22 protein-coding genes are annotated in these 21,257 nt (G+C 70.1%); 3 read left to right on the top strand and 19 right to left on the bottom strand.

The window, feature by feature from the left end; genetic code table 11:
- Window positions 1–2 precede the first annotated feature (2 nt).
- From AB0C66_RS00285 to AB0C66_RS00270, 4 genes are read right to left on the bottom strand one after another with little or no spacing between them, the layout of a single operon-like run.
- Complete coding sequence (locus AB0C66_RS00285; RefSeq protein WP_362433252.1) at window positions 3–833, bottom strand: ABC transporter permease; 831 nt, start codon at window positions 831–833, stop codon at window positions 3–5.
- Window positions 834–856: 23 nt separating this feature from the next.
- Complete coding sequence (locus AB0C66_RS00280) at window positions 857–1,807, bottom strand: ABC transporter permease (RefSeq protein WP_362430906.1); 951 nt, start codon at window positions 1,805–1,807, stop codon at window positions 857–859.
- Window positions 1,808–1,812: 5 nt separating this feature from the next.
- Complete coding sequence (locus AB0C66_RS00275; RefSeq protein ID WP_362430904.1) at window positions 1,813–3,501, bottom strand: ABC transporter substrate-binding protein; 1,689 nt, start codon at window positions 3,499–3,501, stop codon at window positions 1,813–1,815.
- Window positions 3,502–3,521: 20 nt separating this feature from the next.
- Window positions 3,522–4,685 carry a C45 family peptidase gene (locus AB0C66_RS00270; RefSeq protein WP_362430903.1) on the bottom strand — a complete coding sequence of 388 codons (1,164 nt, stop codon included), beginning with the start codon at window positions 4,683–4,685 and terminating at the stop codon, window positions 3,522–3,524.
- 122 nt (window positions 4,686–4,807) lie between these two features.
- Here AB0C66_RS00270 and AB0C66_RS00265 point away from each other — a divergent pair, with 122 nt between their 5' ends.
- Window positions 4,808–5,689 (top strand): MurR/RpiR family transcriptional regulator, encoded by an 882-nt coding sequence (locus tag AB0C66_RS00265; protein ID WP_362430901.1) that lies wholly within the window; start codon window positions 4,808–4,810, stop codon window positions 5,687–5,689.
- A 177-nt stretch (window positions 5,690–5,866) separates the two neighbouring features.
- Here AB0C66_RS00265 and AB0C66_RS00260 read toward each other — a convergent pair whose 3' ends face one another.
- The 7 genes from AB0C66_RS00260 to AB0C66_RS00230 all read right to left on the bottom strand — a co-directional run bounded on the left by AB0C66_RS00260 (window position 5,867) and on the right by AB0C66_RS00230 (window position 11,640).
- On the bottom strand, window positions 5,867–6,310 hold the full coding sequence (locus tag AB0C66_RS00260) for a cupin domain-containing protein (RefSeq protein WP_362430899.1): 444 nt from the start codon (window positions 6,308–6,310) through the stop codon (window positions 5,867–5,869).
- Window positions 6,311–6,453: 143 nt separating this feature from the next.
- Window positions 6,454–7,071: a TetR/AcrR family transcriptional regulator gene (locus tag AB0C66_RS00255; RefSeq protein WP_362433249.1), complete on the bottom strand. Its 618-nt coding sequence runs from the start codon at window positions 7,069–7,071 to the stop codon at window positions 6,454–6,456.
- Between the two features lie 235 nt (window positions 7,072–7,306).
- The gene (locus AB0C66_RS00250; protein ID WP_362430898.1) at window positions 7,307–8,662 is read right to left on the bottom strand and encodes a dicarboxylate/amino acid:cation symporter; all 1,356 of its coding nucleotides are present in this window, start codon (window positions 8,660–8,662) and stop codon (window positions 7,307–7,309) included.
- A gap of 346 nt (window positions 8,663–9,008) precedes the next feature.
- Window positions 9,009–9,296 (bottom strand): DUF4229 domain-containing protein, encoded by a 288-nt coding sequence (locus AB0C66_RS00245; RefSeq protein ID WP_362430897.1) that lies wholly within the window; start codon window positions 9,294–9,296, stop codon window positions 9,009–9,011.
- Between the two features lie 61 nt (window positions 9,297–9,357).
- Window positions 9,358–9,882: a GNAT family N-acetyltransferase gene (locus tag AB0C66_RS00240; protein WP_362430896.1), complete on the bottom strand. Its 525-nt coding sequence runs from the start codon at window positions 9,880–9,882 to the stop codon at window positions 9,358–9,360.
- A gap of 35 nt (window positions 9,883–9,917) precedes the next feature.
- Window positions 9,918–11,111: an aminofutalosine synthase MqnE gene (gene mqnE, locus AB0C66_RS00235; RefSeq protein WP_362430895.1), complete on the bottom strand. Its 1,194-nt coding sequence runs from the start codon at window positions 11,109–11,111 to the stop codon at window positions 9,918–9,920.
- Window positions 11,112–11,178: 67 nt separating this feature from the next.
- On the bottom strand, window positions 11,179–11,640 hold the full coding sequence (locus tag AB0C66_RS00230; protein WP_362430894.1) for an Lrp/AsnC family transcriptional regulator: 462 nt from the start codon (window positions 11,638–11,640) through the stop codon (window positions 11,179–11,181).
- Window positions 11,641–11,755: 115 nt separating this feature from the next.
- Here AB0C66_RS00230 and AB0C66_RS00225 point away from each other — a divergent pair, with 115 nt between their 5' ends.
- On the top strand, window positions 11,756–11,923 hold the full coding sequence (locus tag AB0C66_RS00225) for a hypothetical protein (protein WP_362430893.1): 168 nt from the start codon (window positions 11,756–11,758) through the stop codon (window positions 11,921–11,923).
- On the opposite strand, the gene AB0C66_RS00220 is transcribed toward AB0C66_RS00225, so the two are convergent.
- The 3 genes from AB0C66_RS00220 to AB0C66_RS00210 are packed head-to-tail and all read right to left on the bottom strand — an operon-like array spanning window position 11,920 to window position 15,009.
- Window positions 11,920–12,624, bottom strand: coding sequence for a UbiX family flavin prenyltransferase (locus tag AB0C66_RS00220; protein WP_362430891.1), 705 nt, complete (start codon window positions 12,622–12,624; stop codon window positions 11,920–11,922). The two genes, AB0C66_RS00225 and AB0C66_RS00220, sit on opposite strands and share 4 nt — an antisense overlap.
- 34 nt (window positions 12,625–12,658) lie before the next feature.
- Window positions 12,659–13,561 (bottom strand): menaquinone biosynthesis prenyltransferase MqnP, encoded by a 903-nt coding sequence (gene mqnP, locus AB0C66_RS00215; protein WP_362430890.1) that lies wholly within the window; start codon window positions 13,559–13,561, stop codon window positions 12,659–12,661.
- Window positions 13,558–15,009 carry a menaquinone biosynthesis decarboxylase gene (locus AB0C66_RS00210; protein ID WP_362430889.1) on the bottom strand — a complete coding sequence of 484 codons (1,452 nt, stop codon included), beginning with the start codon at window positions 15,007–15,009 and terminating at the stop codon, window positions 13,558–13,560. Before AB0C66_RS00210 ends, mqnP begins: the two co-directional genes overlap by 4 nt.
- Window positions 15,010–15,098: 89 nt before the next feature.
- On the opposite strand from AB0C66_RS00210, the gene AB0C66_RS00205 reads away from it, so the two are divergent.
- A complete protein-coding gene (locus AB0C66_RS00205) occupies window positions 15,099–15,515 on the top strand; it encodes a PLD nuclease N-terminal domain-containing protein (protein WP_362430888.1) in 417 nt (138 codons plus the stop codon).
- Window positions 15,516–15,619: 104 nt separating this feature from the next.
- Here AB0C66_RS00205 and ccsB read toward each other — a convergent pair whose 3' ends face one another.
- From ccsB to AB0C66_RS00180, 5 genes are all read right to left on the bottom strand, one after another.
- Window positions 15,620–16,726 (bottom strand): c-type cytochrome biogenesis protein CcsB, encoded by a 1,107-nt coding sequence (gene ccsB, locus AB0C66_RS00200; RefSeq protein WP_362430886.1) that lies wholly within the window; start codon window positions 16,724–16,726, stop codon window positions 15,620–15,622.
- Entirely contained in the window at window positions 16,723–18,585 is a 1,863-nt protein-coding gene (locus AB0C66_RS00195; protein WP_362430884.1) for a cytochrome c biogenesis protein ResB, read from the bottom strand. The genes ccsB and AB0C66_RS00195 overlap by 4 nt, the downstream gene beginning before the upstream one ends.
- Before the next feature lie 3 nt (window positions 18,586–18,588).
- Window positions 18,589–19,353, bottom strand: coding sequence for a cytochrome c biogenesis protein CcdA (locus AB0C66_RS00190; RefSeq protein WP_362430883.1), 765 nt, complete (start codon window positions 19,351–19,353; stop codon window positions 18,589–18,591).
- Between the two features lie 5 nt (window positions 19,354–19,358).
- The gene (locus AB0C66_RS00185) at window positions 19,359–19,973 is read right to left on the bottom strand and encodes a TlpA disulfide reductase family protein (RefSeq protein WP_362430882.1); all 615 of its coding nucleotides are present in this window, start codon (window positions 19,971–19,973) and stop codon (window positions 19,359–19,361) included.
- A gap of 101 nt (window positions 19,974–20,074) precedes the next feature.
- Entirely contained in the window at window positions 20,075–21,253 is a 1,179-nt protein-coding gene (locus tag AB0C66_RS00180; protein ID WP_362430881.1) for a hypothetical protein, read from the bottom strand.
- Window positions 21,254–21,257: the final 4 nt, after the last annotated feature.

Below are 21,257 nucleotides of genomic sequence, written 5' to 3'. Positions count from 1 at the left end.
GTCTACCTTTCTGTGCCCAGGCGGTCCGCCGCCCGGACGCCGACCACGTTGAAGGCCACGACGACGGCGGCGACGGCCGTTCCCGGCACCATCGCGGGCAGCAACGCGCCCTGCACCAGGGCCGCCTGCCCCTCCTGCACCATCAGCCCCCAGTCCGAGCTGGGCGGCTGGGCGCCGAAGCCCAGATAGCTGAGGGTGGCCAGGCTCATCAGGGCTTCGCCGAAGAGCACGACCAGATAGCCGACGAGCGAGCGGGCGAGGCCCGGGACCAGATGGGCGACGCAGATACGGGTGCCACTCATGCCCTGGACGCGGTAGGCGTCGATATAGGGCTTGGCGCGTTCGGTGAGGGCGATGCTCCGGGTGTACCTGGCGACGGTGGGTGCGAAGGCGAAGCCGAGGGCGATCACCGAGGTGGTGATACCCGCGCCGAACACGGCGATGATCAGGACGACGAAGAGCAGCCCGGGGAAGGCGTACATCACGTCGGTGACCCGGGACAGCAGGGTGTCCACCCAGCCGCCGCGCCAGGCGGCGACGGTCCCGAGGGTGACACCGATCAGCGCCGCGAGCGCGAGCAACAGCAAGGGCGCGAGCAGACTGCCACGCGCCCCGTGGAGCACCCGGGAGAGCAGGTCCTGACCGGAGGCGTCGGTGCCGAGCGGATGGTCCCCGCCGGTGCCGACGAGGGAGGCGTTCAGATCGATGGTGTCGGGGGCGTACGGGGCCAGCAGCGGTGCGAACGCCGCCGCGAGCACGACCAGGACGAGGAACCCGCCCGCGACCAGGGTGCCGATCCGGGTCCGGGGGCGGCGGGGCGCGGCGGATGCCATGCCCGCGGGGGTGAGGGTGGTGGTCACGTCGCGCTCCGCTCCGCCGTCACCCGTGGGTCGAACACGGGTTGCAGCAGGTCGACGAGGGTGGTCACGACCATGTAGCCGGTGACCATGAGCAGCAGGACGGCCTGGGCGACCGGGAAGTCATGGGTGTTGATCGCACCCACCAGCAGCGAGCCGATACCGCTGAGGCCGAAGGCGGTCTCGATGACCACGGTCCCGGCCAGCATTCCGGCGGTGACCAGGCCGCACATGGTGACGATCGGGCCCAGTGCGTTGCGCAGCACATGCCGCAGCACGATGTCGCGCTCGCCGAGCCCCGAGGCGCGCGCCACCTCCACATGGTCGGCCGCGCCGGCGTCCAGCATGGCCTGCCGGGTCACCCGGCTGATGAGGGCGAGCGCGCCGAGCGCCATGGACACGGCGGGGAGGGTGAGGTGGTGGACCGTACCGGTGAAGCCCGTACCGCCGCCGGTCACCGGGAACCAGCCGAGGCGCACGCCGAACAGCGAGACCAGGGCGATGGCGGCGACGAAGGAGGGGACGGAGGCGGCGAGCGTGGTGGCGCCGACGACGGCCGAGTCGACCCAGCCGCGGCGGACGGCGGCCAGGATCCCGGCGCCGACGCCGAGCACCACGAACAGCACGGTGGCGTAGCCGACCAGGGCGAGTGTGGTGGGCAGCCGGGAGGTGAGCAGGTCGGCGACCTGGTCGCTGTATTTGAAGGAGCGGCCGAGGTCGGCGTGGGCGCAGTCCCACAGCCAGCGGCCGTACTGGACGACCAGCGGCTCGTCCAGGTGGTACTGCTCGCGGACGGCCGCGAGCTTCTCCGGGGTCAGCTTGTCGCGGCCGCCCGCGAGGAAGACGGCGGGGTCGCCGGGTGCGGCGAAGACGGCGGCGAAGATGACGAACGAGGCGGCGAGGAGGGTCGCGAGCAGACCCGCGACACGTCGGGAGATCCTGGCGAACATGGCGGTCAGCCCTTCGCCTTCGGCGCGTCGGCCTTGTCGCCGGGTGCCTTGTCGCCGCGTGCCTTGGTGCCGAGGTCGGCGGCCCATGGGTAGTAGAGGTAGGCCATGGAGGCGGGCGGTCCGGTCAGCTTGTCGTCGATGACGAGGATGGACGGCACCTGCGCGAGGGGGATCCACACCGCCGCGTCGGTGAACCGCCGTTGGATGTCGACCGCCAGCTTCGCGCGCTTGCCGTCGTCGAGGGTCCGCAGCGCCTGGGCGACCTTGGCGTCATAGGCCCTGCTCCGGTAGCCGACCCAGTTGTTGGGGCTGTCGGACAGGCCGTTGTCGTAGAAGCCGAGCGGATCGCTCTTGGAGATGTACCAGTCACCGGCGAGCACATCGATCTCGGCGCGCGCCCGCGGGTCGCTGTAGAACTCCTCGAACTGCGCGGTCGGTACGGTCTTGATCTGCCCCTGGAGGCCGATGCGTTGCAGCGCGGCGCGCACCGCACTCGCCACGACCGTACGGCCCTGGCTGCTGTCGGTGCCGATGACGACCGGCCCGTCCGGCTCCCCGGCCGCCTTCACCAGCCGCTTGGCCTCGGCGATGTCGTCCGCGTCCGGGCGCGCGGGCACGTTCGTCGCCAGCTTCTTCTGCGCGGCGGCGAAGACGGGCTTCTGGTAGCCCCAGGCGCCGGAGCCGACCGGGGTGGCCCAGGGCTGAACCAGCCCGCCGTATCCGGACTTGGCTATTCCGGAACGGTCGAGGGCGAGCGAGAGCGCCTTGCGGATCCTCGGATCGGTGAGCCCGCCGCGGTCGGTCGGGATGAGGGTGAGGGTGGCGGTGGACGGCCCGTAGTACTCGTCGAGCCCGCGCTTACCGCGCAGCGCGGCGGCGGTGTTGGGGGTCTCGGTGTACGCGCCGTCGGCGGCGCCGGTGGTCAGCGCGTTGACGAGCGCGGTGTCGGTGGCCCACCGGAAGACCACCTCGTCGGTCCGCGGCTTCGCGCCCCAGTAGCCGTCGTAGGCCCGGATGGCCAGCGAGTCGCCGGACTTCCAGCGCGCCAGCGCGTAGGGGCCGGAACAGGCGTCGCCCTGACCCGGGGTGCCGAAGTCCTCGCCCGCCCGCTCGACCCCGTCGCGGTGGTAGACGATGCCCGCGTCCCCCGCGAGCGCCTTGGTGAACAGGGCGTCCGGCCGCTTGAAGGTGATGGTGACCTCATGGTCGCCGGTCTTGGCCATCTTCTTCACGCTGGCGAACTCGTCCGACTGCTCCATGTCCGGATCCGCGTGGCGCTTGAGGCTCCACAGCACATCGTCGGCGGTCAGCTTCGATCCGTCGTGGAAGGTGACATCGCGGCGGAGGGAGAGGACGAGGGTGGTGGGATCGGGCCGCGTCGCCTTGGTCGCGAGCCAGGGGCGTACGGACATATCGGGCCGCAGCTGATAGAGCCGTTCGCAGACATTGCTGAGGACGGTCCGCCCGGCGCTGGTGCCCTGGGTGTCGAGGTCGAGCGAGTCCGGCTCGTCCTCCAGCAGCCAGTTGACGGTCCCCGGCGCGCCCGCCGCCTTGGGGGTGGTGGGGTCGAGCCGAAGCCGGGAGGCATCGGCGGCCCGGCCGGTGCCGCCGGTGTTCGTCGCGCCGGAGCATCCGGCGGTGAGCAGCAGCGCACCGACGAGGCCGAACGCGGCCAGTGGGGAGGTGAGTTTCACGGTGGGGCTCCTGATGCTCGTCAGTTCAGGCCGTACGGACCGTCGTGGAGGTTCCAGGGCATGTGCTGGTACTCGTGATCACAGGGCGTCCCTGCGGTCACGTGGTAGTCGCCCGAGGTCAGGTCCACACAGGAGGAGACGAGGGTCGTCCAGTGGGTGAGGGCGGGTTCGCGGGGGTCGGGGTGGGTGCACAGCGACTCGGGATGGCCGAGATGGTCGGACATCGCCTGCCGGATCACCTTCCGCGACGCGTCGGGCGAACCGGCGGTGCGCAGCGCCCGCAGCCCGGCCTCGGCACGCGGCACCCGCACCAGCGAGTCGGAGGACGCCGGCCGGTATCCGGCGGCGGCCAGCCGGGCGGGGAGCTGGGCCTGGTAGTGGTTGCCATGGACCAGCAGACCGTCCTCCGGATAGAGCCAGCCATGCCCGGCGGGGGTGGTCTCCAGATCGATCGCGAAGCCTCCGCGGCAGGTCAGCAGGGCGTTGCTGGCGATATGCGCCCGGGTGCGGCACAGCACCTCGAGCGCGTCGGTGATGCTCGGCTGATCCAGCACACTGCGCCGGACGACGGTCTGCGGCAGTCCGACGGCGGCGTCGAAGCGACCGCCGAGCCCGTTGGCGTTGAGCGCGATACCCGCGGAGTTCGCGCCCTGGCGGCCGATCTGCCCGGCCTCGACCTGCATGACGAGGGTGGGGGCGGGCGGCTGGACGACACGGAGCATGACGACGGTGTCGGCGACCCCGGCCCGCCAGTCCCAGTTCTGACCGGCGTAGACATGGCCGTCGCCGCTGGCCTCCCCGAAGGCGGCGAAGGAGGTACAGCCCTCGGCGGGCTCGGGCTCCCCGGCTTCCGCCCTTCCCTCCGCCATCTCCACGAACGACTTGTCGTAGAGGACCTCGCCGCGGGCGTTGAGCGCGAGGATGTCGAGCAGTGACACCCCGGCCCCGTCGGCGATCCCGCTCATCTCGTCGGCCAAGTGCGGCGCGTGATCGCGGACGGGCTCCAGCCAGCGGGCGGCGCGGGCGGTCACCTGGTCCCAGGTCAGCCCGGAGGAGGCGCCGAAGGCGGCCTCGTAGTAGTCGAGCGCCGTCCGGATCCGGTCACGGACGGCCTCCCCGTACCGCCGTCCGCGCTCGGTGGGGGTACCGGAGATCTCGATGACCGGAAGGGTGCGTGTTGCCATGCTTCTCCTCACCATGGCCCCGCGCCGCGACTTACTGCTGTAACGTCCATTTCAGCAACGGGAGCTCTTGGAATGCACTGCCCAGGATCGTAATGGCGACCACACGGAAGTCAATGGTTGTAATGAAGAATCCAGAACGTGAGACCGGCGTGACGCGGCTGCGGGCCGCCGTCCGCGACCTGTGGGACGAGCTGTCCGCCTCCGAGCGGAGCGTCGCCCAGTACCTCGCGAACGCCCCCGCCGAGCAGCTGCTCTTCGCCAGCGCCCAGGAGCTCGGCTCCGCCAGCGGCACCAGCAACGCCACGGTCGTCCGCGCCCTCCAGCGGCTCGGCTACGCCGGGCTGCCCGCCCTCAAGCGCTCGCTGACCACCGACTTCACCTCGGCCGTGGCTCCCGAAGTACGGCTCAAGCAGCGGATCGCCCACGTCGGCCAGGACCTGGAGGCCATCTGGTCCGATGTCTTCGACGAGGCACGGGAGCGTATCGAGCACTGCCGGCGGCTGACCGACGCCGACACCTTCAAGCGCGCGGTGACCACCCTCGCCGAGGCGGCCGAGGTCTACTGCTACGGCGTCGCCGCCTCCGAGCTGGCCGCCCGCCATCTGGCGCTGGCCCTCGGCAGGCTCGGCCGCCGGGCCCGCTTCATCGGCGCCACCGGTTTCGCCTTCGCCGACTCGCTCCTCCCTCTCGGGCGCGGCGACGCGGTCGTGGTCTTCCAGCCGGGCCGACCGCTCGCGGAGTTCACCGTGCTGGTGGAGCGGGCGCGCGCGGTAGGGGCGAAGGTCCTCTTCGTCACGGACGAGCTGGGCAACGCCTTCGAGGGCCGAATCGAAGCGGTGCTCACCGCTCCGCACACCCCGACGGGCATCACGGCCGAATCGCTCGCCGGTCTGGTCGTCGCGGACGCGCTGCTGCTCGCGCTCGCCACGCTCGACGAGACCCGGGCGGTGGAGACCTCACACCAGCTGACCGCGTTGCGGGAGGAGCTGCTGCGGCGGAGCTGACCCCCGGCTCCGAGTACGCGTTCGCCCCGCGGGGCGCTCGGCCGCGGCGCTGTACGGGGGCGGCGGGAGCGAACCCGGTACCACCGGCCGTACCGGGGCCGCGCGTCGAGTACGCGTCGGGTACGGGTCGGGCACTCAGGGCGCACGCACCCCGCCGCCGGGCAGCGGTGAGGCGGGTCAGTCCTCCAGCAGGCGGAAGTCGGCGAAGTCGAAACCCGGTGAGACCACACAGCTCACCAGGACCTCTTCGTCCGCCGCCGGACGCGCCGACTGCCACACCCCGGGCGGCACGACCGCCTGGGGCCGCTGCCCGTCCGCGATATCGGGCCCCAGCACCACCTCGGTGGGCCGGTCCGCCTCCGGCCGCTCCCCCGCCCCGCCCAGCAGCAGCCGCAGCGGACCGCCCCTGTGCCACAGCCACAGCTCGGCCGAGCGCACCACATGCCAGCGGGACTCCTCACCCGGAGTCAGCAGGAAGTAGATCGCCGTGGCCGTCGCCCGCTCACCGGCGTACCCCGGGAACCGCGCCGACACCTCACTGCGCCAGGTCTCCCGGTACCAGCCACCCTCCGGATGCGGCCGCAGGCCGAGACCCTCGGCCGTGGCGGGAAGACGATTCATGGCCATACTCGCTCACCGCTCTCACACGTCCGACCGGGCCTGTCGAGACTAGCCACCGCGCGGAGTCCGACGGCGGCGCACCGCGGACGCGCGCGCCCGGCCGGGTGACCACCGCGCCCGGGAGCGCGGCGGCTGACGAGGCGTCAACCGCCGTGGGCGGCCCGGTGCGAGACGGTCTCGCGGGACCAGCCCCCGCCCCGCAGCACATTACCCAGCCCGGCCCAGGCGAAGTCCATGAGGGTCGCCGCCGCCTCCCGGGCCGACGGTCCGCCCCGGTCGCCCGCCCAGTCGGCCAGCGACTCCGCCGCGCCCACCAGGGCATACGCGATGGCGGCCACATCCGCGCGGTCCAGCCGCTCCCGCGCCCCGTTGTCCCGCGCCGCGACGGCCAGCAGCTGGGTCACGAAGGCCACCAGCTCCTCCCGCATCGCGGCCACCTCATGCGCGAACGGCCGTCCATGCGTACGGGCCTGGACATGCAGCAGTGTCCAGCCGTCCGGATGGGCGGCGGTGTGCGCGAAGAACCCGCTCAGCCCGCTCCACAGCTGCCGGTCGGCGGGCGCCCCCCGCTCGACCGCGGCCCGCACCGCCGTCACCAGGGCCGCGGCCTCGCGCCGTATGCACGTCGCGAACAGCTCCTCCTTGGAGTGGAGATAGAGATAGACCAGCGGTTTGGAGACCCCCGCCCCCTCCGCTATCTCATCCATCGAGGCGTGCTGATAGCCACTGCGCGCGAACGCCCGCACCGCCGCGTCCAGCATCTGCTGCTCCCGTACCGCCCGCGGTACGCGCTTGCCCCTCGTCGCCCCGCCCACGCAGACCGCCCCCTCGTCGATCGTGCCCCCGCACCCCCATATCGCCGGCCAGCCCAGGCGCGCGCCGGATCGCAGCCGACATGACGATCACTCTATCCAGCCGCCCAACACACCGGCCCCCGGACCTCGGTGGGGTCCGGGGGCTCGGGGGCGCGGCTTCGGCGGTGGGCCGGTCGCGGGGTTACGCGGCGGCCAGCTGCGGTTCGGCCGGGTCCGCCTGGGCGGCGCCGTCCTGGTCGTCCAGCGGGGACGCGGAGGCGTGGGCGTAGGCGTCGCGGTCGAGGATCTTCTCCCGGGCCGAGACCAGTACCGGGACCAGCGCCTGGCCCGCCACGTTGGTCGCGGTGCGCATCATGTCGAGGACCGGGTCGATGGCCATCAGCAGGCCGACGCCCTCCAGGGGCAGGCCCAGGGTGGAGAGGGTCAGGGTCAGCATGACCGTGGCGCCGGTGAGGCCCGCGGTGGCGGCGGAGCCGATGACCGAGACGAAGGCGATCAGCAGGTAGTCGCCGATGCCCAGCTGGACGTCGAAGATCTGGGCGATGAAGATCGCGGCGATGGCCGGGTAGATCGAGGCGCAGCCGTCCATCTTCGTCGTGGAGCCGAACGGCACCGCGAAGGAGGCGTACTCCTTGGGGACGCCGAGGCGTTCGGTGACCTTCTGGGTCAGCGGCATGGTGCCGACCGAGGAGCGGGAGACGAAGGCGAGCTGGATGGCGGGCCAGGCGCCCTTGAAGAAGTTCAGCGGGTTGACCTTGGCGACCGTGGAGAGCAGCAGCGGGTAGACGCCGAACATCACCAGCGCGCAGCCGATGTAGATGTCGGCGGTGAAGGTCGCGTACTTGCCGATGAGGTCCCAGCCGTACTCGGCGATGGCGAAGCCGATGAGGCCGAGGGTGCCCAGCGGGGCGAGCCGGATGACCCACCACAGCGCCTTCTGGAGCAGCTCCAGTACGGCCTGGCTCAGGTTCAGGATCGGCTGGGCCTTCTCGCCGAGCTGGAGGGCGGCGACGCCCGCCACGGCGGCGAGGAAGACGATCTGGAGGACGTTGAGCTCGGTGAACGGCGTGACGACGTCGGTCGGCACGATCCCGGTCAGGAAGTCCAGCCAGGAGCCGGCCTCCTCGGGCTTGGCGCCGTCCTTGGGGGTGAGGTCGGTACCGGAGCCGGGGTTGGTGAGCAGGCCGATGGTGAGGCCGATGGCGACCGCGATCAGCGAGGTGGCCATGAACCACAGCAGGGTGCGGGTCGCCAGCCGGGCGGCGTTGTTGACGTTCCGCAGGTTGGTGATCGATATCAGGATCGCGAAGAAGACCAGCGGGGCCACGGCCAGCTTCAGCAGCTGGACGAAGATCGTGCCGATCTTGTCGAGGGTGGTGACCAGCCAGCCGACGTCACCGCTCCGGGCGACCCAGCCGAGCAGCACGCCCAGCACCAGGCCGAGCAGGATCTGGGCCCAGAAGGGGACCTTGGGCAGACGGAAGGACGACGGCGTCTTGGGGGACGTCGCGGCGGACGCCTCGGGGACGGACGACAACGGACACACTCCGGGGGAGGTCAAAGAGGGTGAAGAAAGCCAGGAGTCCGTACGGGGATCTCCGGCCGCTGTACGCGAGGGGGTCAGCGGCGGCGACAGGCCGCGGACAGGCAGCGGCAAAGATCGATGTGCAGGCGCGCCACGAGCGGAACGCTCGCTGCGATACGGGGCGCGGCTGCTGTCTTCATGGCACGTACATTAACACCACTGCTTTGGGGAACCCAAAGGTTTTCTTTTACCCCGGCCGGGCCGGAACGCGGCAACGCCCCCCGGGGCAGCGGACGCTGGCCCGGGGGGCGTTGCCGAGGTGTGAGGAGGGTTACAGGCGCGGCCGGTGCGGGACCGGTCAGACGCCGTCCTCCTGGCTCTGGTTCGCCGCCAGGCGCTCCTTGGCCCGGTCCACCCGCCCGGCGACCTGGACCGCCATGGCCTCCCGCTGCTTGCGCAGCAGCACCCAGCTGAGCGGGGCGGAGACGATCAGGGCGAGCAGGGCCACCCAGAACAGGTTCGAGCGGCCGAAGCCGGAGGGGACCAGCCGGAACCAGACCAGCGCCCAGATGGCCAGGAAGGAACCGGCGAAGATTCCCAGGCGCATCAGGGTGTAGCGGAACGTGGCGCTCAGCTGGAGTGACACGGCTGGTCTTCTTTCTGCTGGGGGGATACTGCCCTCCCAGTGAAGCACGTCCGGATTTCGATCAATTCAGCGGCAGCCACATCGTGATGTCGTCGCGGAACTCGTCTTCCGCGACGCGGATCGCGTCCGGTACCCGGCCGACCTCCTTGTAGCCGCAGGCGCCGTAGAACCGCTCCAGGCCGCGGCCGCCGCGGCAGGTCAGCCGGATCCCGGTGATCCCGTCCAGGCCGCGGGCGGCCTCCTCGACCGCCGCCATCAGCGCCTGGCCGTACCCCTTGCCCTGGTGGGAGGGGTGCACCATCACGGTGAACAGCCAGCACCAGTGGCGCATCAGCCGGTGGGTGTTGAGGCCGAGGACGGCGGTCGCGGCGACCGCGCCGTCCTCGTCCCGGCCGATCAGCAGCCGGGCGCGGTCCTCGGCCATCGCCACCAGGTGTTTGACCAGCTCGGAGCGGACGTCGTCGACCGTGACGGGCGGGACGAAGCCGACCGCCCCGTCCGCGTTCGAGGTGTCGGCCCACAGGGCGCATATCCCGTCGCGCAGTTCGGGGGTGACGGCCGGGTCGAGTGCGAACGTCAGTGCCATGGATCGACGATAACCAGTCGGAACCAGCCGGGAACTCACACCCGCATGGGCTGCGGCGACTCCCGCCGGTCCGCGTCCGGGCCCTCGTACTCGCGGATGATCTCGTAGCGGGTGTTCCGCTCGACCGGGCGGAAGCCCGCGTCCCGGATCAGCTCCAGCAGATCGTCACGGGTCAGCTTGTTGGGCGTGCCGTAGTTGTCCGCGTCGTGCGTGATCTTGTACTCGACGACCGAGCCGTCCATATCGTCCGCACCGTGGTTGAGCGCGAGCTGCGCGGTCTGCACACCGTGCATGACCCAGAAGACCTTCACATGCGGAACGTTGTCGAACAGCAGCCGGGAGACCGCGAAGGTCTTCAGCGCCTCGGCGCCGGTCGCCATGGTGGTGCGCGCCTGGAGCCGGTTACGGATCTTGCCGTCCTTCATGTCCACGAAGTCATGCTGGTAACGCAGCGGGATGAAGACCTGGAAACCACCGGTCTCGTCCTGGAGCTCACGCAGCCGCAGGACGTGGTCCACCCGGTGCCGGGGCTCCTCGATATGCCCGTACAGCATGGTGGAGGGCGTCTTCAGCCCCTTCTGGTGAGCCAGCCGGTGGATCCGCGACCAGTCCTCCCAGTGGGTCTCGTGGTCGACGATGTGCTGGCGGACCTCCCAGTCGAAGATCTCGGCGCCGCCGCCGGTCAGCGACTCCAGACCGGCGTCGATCAGCTCGTCGAGGATCTCCGAGGCGCCGAGTCCCGAGATCTTCTCGAAGTGGTGGATCTCGGTGGCGGTGAACGCCTTCAGCGAGACCTCCGGCAGCGCCTCCTTCAGCGCCCGCAGCGACCGCGGGTAGTAGCGCCAGGGGAGGGTGGGGTGCAGTCCGTTGACGATGTGGAGCTCGGTGAGGTTCTCGCCCTCCATCGCCTTGGCGAGCCGCACCGCCTCCTCGATCCGCATCGTGTACGCGTCCTTCTCGCCCGGCTTGCGCTGGAACGAGCAGTAGGCGCAGGACGCGGTGCACACGTTCGTCATATTGAGGTGACGGTTGACGTTGAAGTGGACGACGTCACCGTTCTTGCGGGTGCGGACCTCATGGGCCAGGCCGCCGAGCCACGCCAGATCGTCGGACGCGTACAGGGCGATGCCGTCCTCACGGGAGAGCCGCTCCCCCGCGCGAACCTTCTGCTCCAACTCCCGCTTGAAACCCGCGTCGTGTGTGGTCGCCGTCACGCGGTCGCCTCCCATGCGTTCGCCCCCTGCGTCCGGCCGTGTCTGTCCGGCCCTTCCACTGCCGATATCGGCTTCGCCGAGACTACGCCTCGATGTCCTCCGGGAGTTCTCCGACCCGGTTCTCCCACTTGGTGGACAGCACGATCGTGGTGCGGGTCCGGGAGACGCCCTTGGTGCCGGACAGCCGGCGGATGGTCCGCTCCAGGCCGTCCACGTCCGAGGCGCGCACCTTGAGCATGTAGGAGTCGTCGCCCGCGATGAACCAGCAGTCCTCGATCTCGGCCAGCTCGCGCATCCGCTGCGCCACGTCCTCGTGGTCGGTGGCGTCGGAGAGCTGGATGCCGATCAGCGCGGTGACCCCGAGCCCGAGGGAGGCGGCGTCGACGGTCGCGCGATAACCGGTGATGACACCGGCCGCCTCCAGGCGGTTGATCCGGTCCGTGACGCTGGGCCCGGACAGGCCGACGAGCCTGCCCAGCTCCGCGTACGAGGCCCTGCCGTTCTCCCGCAGCGCCTGGATGAGCTGCCTGTCCACCGCGTCCATATGCCGTACGCCTTCCATTATTCAGAGTTCGAGCGACATTACATGTAGAATCTAAGGCATCAGGGCCACAGGCCCTGTAAATCTTTTAGGCGATCGACCTGTTTTTCCTCAGGAGATGAGACTCACCGTGTACACGATCGAAGGTCTTGAAGCCCGCATGCATGAGCTGCGGGACCTGGCCAACCGCTCGCGTGCGACCCATCGGCCCACCTCCCGCGCGGGGCGCCGCGCGGTCGTCGTCGCGGCCCGCGCCGCGCTGGCCCGGAAGCGCTGGACCCGCTAGCCCCTCCCCCGGTCCCCACCGAGTTCCCCCTCCCACCGGCGGTACAGCTTGTGCGGCACCCCGGCCGCGTCCAGTACCCGCCCCGCGACGAAGTCCACCAGGTCCTGGATATGCGTCGCCCCCGCGTAGAACGCCGGAGAGGCGGGCAGCACCACCGCGCCCGCCTCGTCCAGCGACACCAGGTGCCGGAGCGTCCGGCCGTTCAGCGGGGTCTCCCGTACGGCGACCACGAGCCTGCGCCGCTCCTTGAGCGTCACGCTCGCCGCCCGCTGGAGCAGATCCTTGGACAGCCCCAGCGCCACTCCGGCCACACACGCGGTGCTGGCCGGGACGATCAGCATCCCCTTGGTCTCGTAAGAGCCGGAGGACGGCCCGGCGGCCAGGTCCCCGGCCGCCCAGTGGCGCACATCCGCCACCCCGGCCGGCACCTCGAAGGCGTCGGGGGTGCCGTCCGCGCCACGGGCCAGCCAACGGCGCAGATCCTCCTGCCAGTGCGCGTCCCGGAAGGCGATCCCGGTCTCGTCCAGCAGCGTCAGCCGGGACGCCCGGCTGATCACCAGATCGACGGCCTCACCCGCCGTCAGCAGCGCGCGCAGCACCGAGGCGGCGAAGGGCGTCCCGGACGCACCGGACACACCGACCACCCAGGGGCGGCGGCTCACCTGTTCGTACGGCCTGTACGGCTCCTGCGGCGGCTCCACACGACCGAGCCTATCCGCCGCCGTCCGGCCGCTCTCACAGGCTCAGCCCCCGCACCACCAGGTCGAGCAGCGCACAGCAGAACAGCGCGATCCCGATGAAGCCGTTGACCGTGAAGAAGGCGCGGTTCAGCCGCGACAGATCGCCCGGACGCACGATGGTGTGCTCGTACCCGAAGGCCACCGCGACGATCACCAGCCCCGCCCAGAAGAACGCCCCGGCGTCCGTGGCCACCGCGTACCAGACCAGCAGGGCGGTGGTGAGCACATGGCAGACGCGCGCCCCGTACAGCGCCCCCGCGATCCCGAAGCGGGCCGGGACCGACCGCACCCCGTGTGCCCGGTCGGCGGCCACGTCCTGGCAGGCGAAGATCAGGTCGAAGCCGCCGATCCAGACGCCGACCGCGAGCCCCAGGACCACCGCCTCCCAGGACCACTCACCGGTGACCCCGATCCAGGCGCCGACCGGACCCATCGCCTGGGCCAGCCCGAGGATCGCGTGCGGATAGTCGGTGAACCGCTTGCCGTACGGATAGACCACCATCGGCACCACGGCGACCGGCGCCAGCACCAGACACAGCGGGTTCAGCAGGGCCGCGGCGCCCAGGAAGACCGCGAGCGCGATGAACGCCCCGGTCCACGCGGTGCGCACGGACACGGCACCGGTGACCAGTTCGCGCCCGGCGGTGCGCGGATTACGGGCGTCGATCTCGCGGTCGATGATCCGGTTCGCGGCCATCGCGAAGGTGCGCAGCCCCACCATCGCCACCGTGATCAGCAGCAGCCGGGTCCAGTGGACGGTCTCGTCCAGCCGGAACATCGCGGTGAGCGCGGCGATATAGGCGAAGGGCAGCGCGAAGACGGAGTGCTCGATCATCACCAGCCGCAGGAACGACTTGGTGGCCCCGGGGCGCGGCGCGGCAGCGGCGGCCGATGTCACAGCCCGAACTCCTTCCAACGGCGCGTCACCCGGTCGGATGTCGCGGGATCGGACTCGACCATGCGGGGCCAGCCGCCGTCGCGCGTATAGCCCTCCTCGGGCCATTTCGCGGTGGCGTCGATCCCGGCCTTGCCGCCCCAGAACTGCTGGTACGAGGAGTGGTCGAGATGGTCGACCGGGCCCTCGACCACGGTGAGGTCGCGTGCGTAGTCCGTGTTGCCCAGCGCGCGCCAGGAGACCTCATGGAGGTTGTGCACATCACAGTCGGCGTCGACCACCACGATCAGCTTGGTGAGCGACATCATGTGGGCGCCCCAGATGGCGTGCATCACCTTCTGCGCGTGCTTGGGGTACTTCTTGTCGATCGAGACGATCGCGCAGTTGTGGAAGCCGCCGGACTCGGGGAGGTGGTAGTCCACGATGTCCGGGACGACGATCTTGAGCAGTGGGAGGAAGAACCGCTCGGTGGCCCGGCCCAGCGGACCGTCCTCGGTCGGCGGCCGCCCCACCACGATCGACTGCAACAGCGGCCGCCTGCGCATCGTCACGCAGTCGATGGTCAGCGCCGGGAACGGCTCCTGCGGGGTGTAGAAGCCGGTGTGGTCGCCGAACGGACCCTCCGGCAGCATCTCCCCCGGCTCCAGCCACCCTTCGATGACCACCTCGGCGTGGGCCGGGACCTGGAGCGGCACCGTCTTGCAGTCGACCATCTCGATCCGCCGGCCCTGGAGGAACCCGGCGAAGAGGTACTCGTCGATATCGCCGGGCAGCGGGGCGGTGGAGGCGTACGTCACCGCGGGCGGCGCGCCGAAGGCGATGGCCACCGGCAGCTTCTCACCGCGCCGTGCGGCCACTTGGTAGTGGTTACGGCTGTCCTTGTGGATCTGCCAGTGCATCCCGATGGTGCGGCGGTCATGGCGCTGGAGGCGGTAGAGGCCGAGATTGCGCACCCCGGTCTCCGGGTGCTTGGTGTGCGTCAGGCCCAGGTTGAAGAACGAGCCGCCGTCCTCGGGCCAGGTGAACAGGGCCGGGAGCGCCTCCAGATCGACGTCCTCACCGGTGAGGACGGTCTCCTGGACGGGCGCTTCCCTGACCTTCTTCGGCGGTACGTGCGCCATGGCGCCCAGTTTCCCGAACGCCTCGCGGATACCGCCGAAGCCGTGCGGCAGCTCGGGTTTGACCAGCCCGCCGATCTTCTCGCTGATCTCGTCGTAGGAGCGCAGGCCGAGGGCGTTCAGCAGGCGGCGGTCGGTGCCGTAGACGTTCATCGCCAGCGGCATCGACGAGCCCTTGACGTTCTCGAAGAGCAGCGCGGGGCCGCCCGCCTTGTTGACCCTGTCGACGATCTCGCCGACCTCCAGGTGCGGGTCGACTTCGGCCTTGACCCGCTTGAGGTCACCTTCCCTGTCCAGCGCCCGCAGAAAGGAACGAAGATCGTCATAAGCCATGCGGTCCAGTATCCGGTACGCACTACCCTGGTCCCGTAACTGGGGGCCGTGCCCCCGGCCCCGAACACCACACGCAGGGGGATCGCCTCATGCTCCGGGTGCTGATGATCCTGGTGCCGCTGGCACTCAGCATCTACGCGTTCATCGACTGCATCACCACCGACGAGCAGGACATCCGTTATCTCCCCAAGCCGATCTGGGCGATTCTGGTGCTGCTGTTCCCGGTCGTCGGTTCGGTCTCCTGGCTGATCGCGGGCCGTCGGCGCGCGGCGGGCGGCCAGGGCGGGGACGGACCCCGGGCCGGTTCGCGCGGTGGCGGCTGGGTCGCGCCGGACGACAACCCCGAGTTCCTGAAGTCGCTGGGCGAGCAGAAGGACACGGGGGAGGCGGGAGAGCCGCCCGCGGAGGACGACGAGGAGCGGCTGAAGAGCTGGGAGGCCGATCTGCGCCGCCGCGAGGAAGAGCTGCGCCGCAAGGGCGAGGGCCTCGGGGACACCAACGAGTAGGACGTCACGGCGGGGAGGGGCACGAGCGGATGCTCGTACCCCTCCCCGGGTGACCCGTTACCCGCGGGGCGGGGTCGCCGGACCGGTCAGACCCCGGGGACCGGTCAGACCCCGGCGTAGGAGTGCTTGCCGGTGACGAAGATGTTCACGCCGTAGTAGTTGAACAGGTAGCAGCCGAAAGCGATCAGCGCGAGGTACGCGGCCTTACGGCCCTTCCAGCCCGCGGTGGCCCGGGCGTGCAGATAACAGGCGTAGGCGACCCAGGTGATGAAGGACCAGACCTCCTTGGGGTCCCAGCCCCAGTAGCGGCCCCAGGCGGCCTCGGCCCAGATCGCGCCCGCGATGATCGTGAAGGTCCACAGCGGGAAGACCGTGGCGTTGATCCGGTAGGCGAACTTGTCCAGGGACGCCGCCGAGGGCACCCGCTCCAGAACGGAGGCGGCGAACCGGCCGGTCTTCTTCCCCTTCGGGTCCTCCAGCCGCGCCTCGTACCGGTCGCGGAAGAGGTAGAGCAGCGTGGAGACGGCGCCGATGTACAGCGAGGCGCCGGAGACGATCGCGCAGCTGACGTGGATCCACAGCCAGTAGGAGTGGAGGGCGGGAACCAACTGGTCGCTGTCGGTGTACAAGACAGAGACGGCGAGACCGAGGTCGAGGAGGACCGTGGTGACCAGCGGCAGTCCGATCCAGCGCACATTCTTCTTCAGCGCCAGCATCGTGAGGTACGTGGCGACCGCGACCATGGCGAAGGTCGTGGAGAACTCGTACATGTTGCCCCAGGGGGCGCGCCGCACCGACAGGGCGCGGGTGAGCACACCGGCGGTGTGGAAGAGGAGCGCCAGTACGGTCAGACCCACCGCGATCCGGCCGTACACATCGCCCTTCTCGGTGCCGCCCGCGGCGCCGGGGCCGTCCGGGATGTCCCGGCTGCCCGCGGCGGAGCGGGTGATCACCTTGGGCCGCTCCAGCACGGCGGTGCCGCCCTTCTCGGCGGTGTTCCCGCCGACCCGGACGGCGACCTGGGCGCGGGAGGGGGCGGCGGCCGCCTCGGCGGTGATCGCGGCGGCGGTGCGGCCGACGGCGCTGCGGCTGCCGAACACCCACTCGGCGATATGGGCGAGGAAGGCGAGGGTGTAGACCGCCATCGCCGAATAGATCAGCACATTGCTGTTGTGCGCCAGTGTCTCGTTGACTTCGGCGGCGAGGTTCACGCGTGCGCTCCTTCGGATGGATCTGCCGGATCCGTGCCGTCGGTCCCGGGCGCCGGATCAGCTTCCGGTCCCTCCTCCGACTCGGGTTCCGACGTCGATTCCGGTGTGGGTTCCGGTTGGCGTTCCGGATCCGTCCCGGACGCGGCTGGTGCGACGGCTTCGGACGCGTCGGCTTCGGAGGCGGGGGACGCGTCGGCTTCGGGCGCGGGGGGCGCTTCGGCCTGGAGGCGGACGGCCAGATCGGCCAGCTCCTCCGGCAGCTTGGCGGACTCGCTGCGGCCGAGCCCGGCCATCTCGATCACGGTGGTGCCGTCCTTGCCGGCCACCGCGCGCACCCACACCCGGCGGCGCTGGATGAACAGGGACGCGGCCAGGCCCACCAGGGCGGCGACGGCGCCGATCAGGGCGCCCTCGGTACCGGGCTTGTGGGAGACCTGGAAGCTGGCCCACTCCTTGATCCCGTCGAACTTCAGCGAGCCCGCGCCGTTCGGCAGCTTCATGGTGTCGCCGACCCCGAGCGCCCGGGCGTACTTGGTCTTGCCGTCGGACTCCATGAACTGCTTCATCCGCGACTTGTCCAGCTGGTACACGCTCTGCGGAGTACCGCCGTCCACGCCGAGGCTGCCGTGGTAGGCGGTCAGCACCAGCGCCGGGTTGTCCAGCGCGGGGAAAACGGAGAACATCCCCTGGCTGCGCACCCAGGTGGGCAGGAACTGACCCTGGAAGGCGATTTGATCCTTTTTGCCCGCCTTGTTGCGATAGTCCGGGACCTTGATCACCATGCTCTCGGTGAGGTTGGCCCCGTCGATCGGCAGACCGGCCACCGGCCCCTTGTAGGCGACCTCGCCCTTTCCGTCCCTGACCGTGACCACCGGCGCATAGCCGTGGTTCAGCAGATAGACCTTGTAACCCGCGATCTCGAGCGGCTCGTTGACCTTGATCCGGGACGTGCGCTCGGCGCCGTCCGCACCCTCCCAGTAGGTGACGTCGGCGTTGAAGGTGCGCGGGGTGCGCATCTGCGGACCGCTGCGCTCGTAGGTCGCGGTGAAGCGGTCCAGCTGGAAGCCGAAGGGGGGCAGATCGTCGCGGTCGAACAGCTGGCCCGACTTGATGTCGTCGTAGCTCACCAGGCTGTTGCTGAAGCCGTCGCCCTCCACGACCAGCTTGCTGCCCTCGACCTTCCACAGCTGCCCGGCGGCGAAGGACACCAGCAGCACGATCAGCGCGATATGGAAGAGGAGGTTGCCCACCTCGCGCAGATAGCCCTTCTCCGCGGCGACCGCGTCTCCCGAGCCCTCGGTGCGGAAGCGGCGCCCCTTCATGATCCTCTTGGCGGCCCGGAGCACCTCCTCCGGCGCGGCGTCGGTGCGCCAGGTCGTATACGCCGGAAGCCGGGTGAGGCGGCGCGGGGCGCCCGGCGGGCGGCCGCGCAGCTGACCGACGAACTGCCAGGTGCGCGGCACGATGCAGCCGATCAGCGAGATGAACAGCAGGATGTAGATCGCGGAGAACCACACCGAGCTGTAGACGTGGAACAGCTGGAGCTTCTCGTAGACCGGCGTCAGCGTCGGATGCTTGTCCTTGAAGCTCTCGACCTTGAGCTGATCGATGCTGGTCTGCGGGATCAGCGAACCGGGGATCGAGCCCAGCGACAGCAGGAAGAGCAGCAGCAGGGCGACCCGCATCGAGGTCAGCTGGCGCCAGAACCACCGGGCCCAGCCCAGCACCCCCAGCGAGGGGAGGTTGATCTCCTCGGCGGGCGCCGTGGACAGCTGCGAGCCCGCCGCGCCGAGTTCGCTCTCCTCGGCGGTGGCGTCGGCCGCCTTGTCGGCCGCGGTGTCGGTATCGGTGGTGGACATCGATCAGATCCCAACGTTGAAGCCCGCGGCCCAGCTCTGCATTTCGCTCATCATGGTGTCCCACACGCCGGTGAGCATCAGCACCCCCAGGGTGATCAGCAGCCCGCCACCGGCCCGCATCACCCAGACGTAGTGCCGCTTGACCCAGCCGAAGGCGCCCAGCGTACGGCGGTAGGCGAGGGCCACCGCTATGAACGGCAGCCCCAGCCCCAGACAGTAGGCGGCGACGAGCAGCGCGCCGCGCGCCGCCGTCCCCTGCTGGAAGGCCAGGGTGCTGGCGGCGCTGAGCGTCGGCCCGAGACACGGCGTCCATCCGACGCCGAACAGGACCCCCAGCACCGGGGCGCCCGCCAGCCCCATGGTGGGCTTGATGTGGAAGCGGAACTCCCGCTGTCCAAAGCCCTTCAGCACCCCCATGAAGGCCAGGCCCAGCACGATGGTGACCACCCCGAGGATCTTGCTCAGGGTCTCCCGGTGCTCCTGGAGGTCCTGGCCGAAGTTGCCGAAGAGGGCCCCACCGGAGACGAAGACCGCGCTGAACCCGAGCACGAACAGCGAGGCGCCCGCGAGCATCCGGCCGCGTCGCGCCTCGGCGAGATCGGCGCCGGTGATCCCCGTGACATACGACATATAGCCCGGCACCAGCGGCAGCACACAGGGGGAGAAGAAGGAGACCAGTCCGGCGAAGACGGCGATCGGCAGGGAGACCAGCAGTCCCCCGGTCATCACGGTCTCGTTGTATCCGGAGACGGCGGCCAGTGTGCTCACGGAGCTCACTTCTCCGCGATCAGGGGGTCGAGCATCGTACGGAGCCGCTCCTCGCTCAGCGCGGTGAGCGTCCGGGCCGCGATCTTGCCGTCCCGGTCCAGGACGATGGTGGACGGGATGGCCTGCGGATTGAGGCTGCCCTTGGGGAAGCGCAGCATCAGCTTCCCCATCGGGTCGTACAGGCTCGGGTACTCGACGCCGAACGACTTCTCGAACCTGCGCGCGGGGGCGCGGTCGTTGTCACGCGTGTTGATCCCCACGAACTCCACGCCGTCGCGCTTGGTCTCCTTCGCGACCTTGGCGAGGTTCGGCGCCTCCGCCCGGCATGGCGCACACCACGAACCCCAGACGTTCAGCACGACGATCTTGCCCTTGTAGTCGGCGACATCGAGCCGCTTGTCCGCGAGGGTCTCCCCCGACAGCTCGGGAGCGTCGGTGCGCTTGCTCCGGGGAACGGTGTCCACACCGCCCTTGCCCTGCACGAACTTGGTGTCGGAGGAGCCGCCCGAGGCACCGCCGGAACCACAGGCGGTAAGGGCCAGCGCGGCAACCGCGGCGCCGGTGGCCAGCACGGTTGCGCGACGGGTCGCGATGCGCCGAGGGGCGCGGCAGGCACTCATGTGAAAAGTTTCGCATGGACCTTTTGGGGATCTTCGCCACCCCCCTTGGCCCGGCCGCCGCGTACGGTTCCGCAGCCACGCCCCGGGCCGTCAGCGGTCGGTCAGCGGTTGGCCCGCCAGGCCTCGCCCACCTCGAACGAGCGCAGATCCTCCAGGACCGCCGGGTCCTGGGCGTCCAGCCAGTCCGTGAACTGCCGGAAGGAGACCAGCCGCACGTCCTTGTGCTTCTCGTCCGCCATATGCTTCAGCGCTTCTTCGACGGCGTCCATATAGATGCCGCCGTTCCACTGCTCGAAGTGGTTTCCGATGAACAGCGGCGCGCGATTGCTCTCATAGGCGCGCCGGAATCCGGATATGTAAGCCTCCGTGGCCTGCTTGCGCCAGCCCGGGTACCTCGCCGGCGAACCGTTCGTGGAATTCTGCGACTGGTTGGCCAGGATGTTGTAGTCCATCGAGAGCACTTCGAAGGTGTGCCCGGGAAAGGGAATCTGCTGCAACGGGAAGTCCCACAGCCCCTGCTTCTTCGAGGGCCACACCTGCCGCCCGCCGGGTGAGCTGGCGTCATAGCGCCAGCCCAGCTTCTTGGCCGTCGGCAGCAGGTTGTCCTGGCCCTTCAGACACGGGGTCCGGCCGCCGATGAGCTCCTTGTGGTAGTCGAACGGCAGCGGATCGAGGTCCTTGAAGCCGGTGTTCGTCCGCCATTCCGTGACGAAGGACACAGCCTGGTCGATCTCGGACTTCCACTGGGCGGGCGTCCAGTGCTCGACCGAACCGCTTCCGGCGCAGAAGTGGCCGTTGAAGTGGGTGCCGATCTCATGGCCCTCCAGCCACGCCTTCCGCACGTTCTCCAGGGTCGCCCGGATGTGCTCATCGGTGAGATAGCCGATATCGGAGGCGCCGACCGGGTTGTTCGGCGGCCGGTACATCGACTTCTTCGACTCCGGCAGGCAGTAGATGCCGGAGAGGAAGAAGGTCATGGTGGCGCCGTGGTCCTTGGCCAGCTTGCGGAACCGCGGGAAGAGACCGTTGCCGACCTCTCCCGCGCCGTCCCACGAGAAGACCACGAACTGCGGCGGCTTCTGGCCCCGTTCCAGCCGCTCCGGCTTCGGCTCCTTCGGCCGCTGGGCGCCCCGGGAGGTCGAGCCGTCACCGATCGGCTTGGCCTGTTGCGTCTCCTTCGGCTTCGGCTTCGATCCCGGCGAGGAGCAGCCGGCGACGGCCAGTGACGCCATCGCTCCCGCACCAAGACCGAGGATCCCCCTCCGGCTGACCTCACGCATAACG

The sequence above is a fragment of the Streptomyces sp. NPDC048636 genome, from assembly GCF_040650655.1.
GTDB lineage: Bacteria > Actinomycetota > Actinomycetes > Streptomycetales > Streptomycetaceae > Streptomyces.
The sequence above is the reverse complement of the archived record's forward strand: the minus strand, read 5'-3'. Positions and strand labels throughout refer to the sequence as shown.

Bases quoted from the DNA above. Each gene is read 5' to 3' on its own strand.
- AB0C66_RS00205 (WP_362430888.1), top strand. From the start codon at position 15,099: ATGCTCCGGGTGCTGATGATCCTGGTGCCGCTGGCACTCAGCATCTAC.
- AB0C66_RS00185 (WP_362430882.1), bottom strand. From the start codon at position 19,973: ATGAGTGCCTGCCGCGCCCCTCGGCGCATCGCGACCCGTCGCGCAACC.
- AB0C66_RS00280 (WP_362430906.1), bottom strand. From the start codon at position 1,807: ATGTTCGCCAGGATCTCCCGACGTGTCGCGGGTCTGCTCGCGACCCTC.
- AB0C66_RS00255 (WP_362433249.1), bottom strand. From the start codon at position 7,071: ATGCTGGACGCGGCGGTGCGGGCGTTCGCGCGCAGTGGCTATCAGCAC.
- AB0C66_RS00260 (WP_362430899.1), bottom strand. From the start codon at position 6,310: ATGAATCGTCTTCCCGCCACGGCCGAGGGTCTCGGCCTGCGGCCGCAT.
- AB0C66_RS00285 (WP_362433252.1), bottom strand. From the start codon at position 833: ATGGCATCCGCCGCGCCCCGCCGCCCCCGGACCCGGATCGGCACCCTG.
- AB0C66_RS00225 (WP_362430893.1), top strand. From the start codon at position 11,756: ATGAGACTCACCGTGTACACGATCGAAGGTCTTGAAGCCCGCATGCAT.
- AB0C66_RS00180 (WP_362430881.1), bottom strand. From the start codon at position 21,253: ATGCGTGAGGTCAGCCGGAGGGGGATCCTCGGTCTTGGTGCGGGAGCG.
- mqnE (WP_362430895.1), bottom strand. From the start codon at position 11,111: ATGGGAGGCGACCGCGTGACGGCGACCACACACGACGCGGGTTTCAAG.
- AB0C66_RS00265 (WP_362430901.1), top strand. From the start codon at position 4,808: ATGAAGAATCCAGAACGTGAGACCGGCGTGACGCGGCTGCGGGCCGCC.
- AB0C66_RS00210 (WP_362430889.1), bottom strand. From the start codon at position 15,009: ATGGCTTATGACGATCTTCGTTCCTTTCTGCGGGCGCTGGACAGGGAA.
- AB0C66_RS00230 (WP_362430894.1), bottom strand. From the start codon at position 11,640: ATGGACGCGGTGGACAGGCAGCTCATCCAGGCGCTGCGGGAGAACGGC.
- AB0C66_RS00195 (WP_362430884.1), bottom strand. From the start codon at position 18,585: ATGTCCACCACCGATACCGACACCGCGGCCGACAAGGCGGCCGACGCC.
- AB0C66_RS00270 (WP_362430903.1), bottom strand. From the start codon at position 4,685: ATGGCAACACGCACCCTTCCGGTCATCGAGATCTCCGGTACCCCCACC.
- AB0C66_RS00240 (WP_362430896.1), bottom strand. From the start codon at position 9,882: ATGGCACTGACGTTCGCACTCGACCCGGCCGTCACCCCCGAACTGCGC.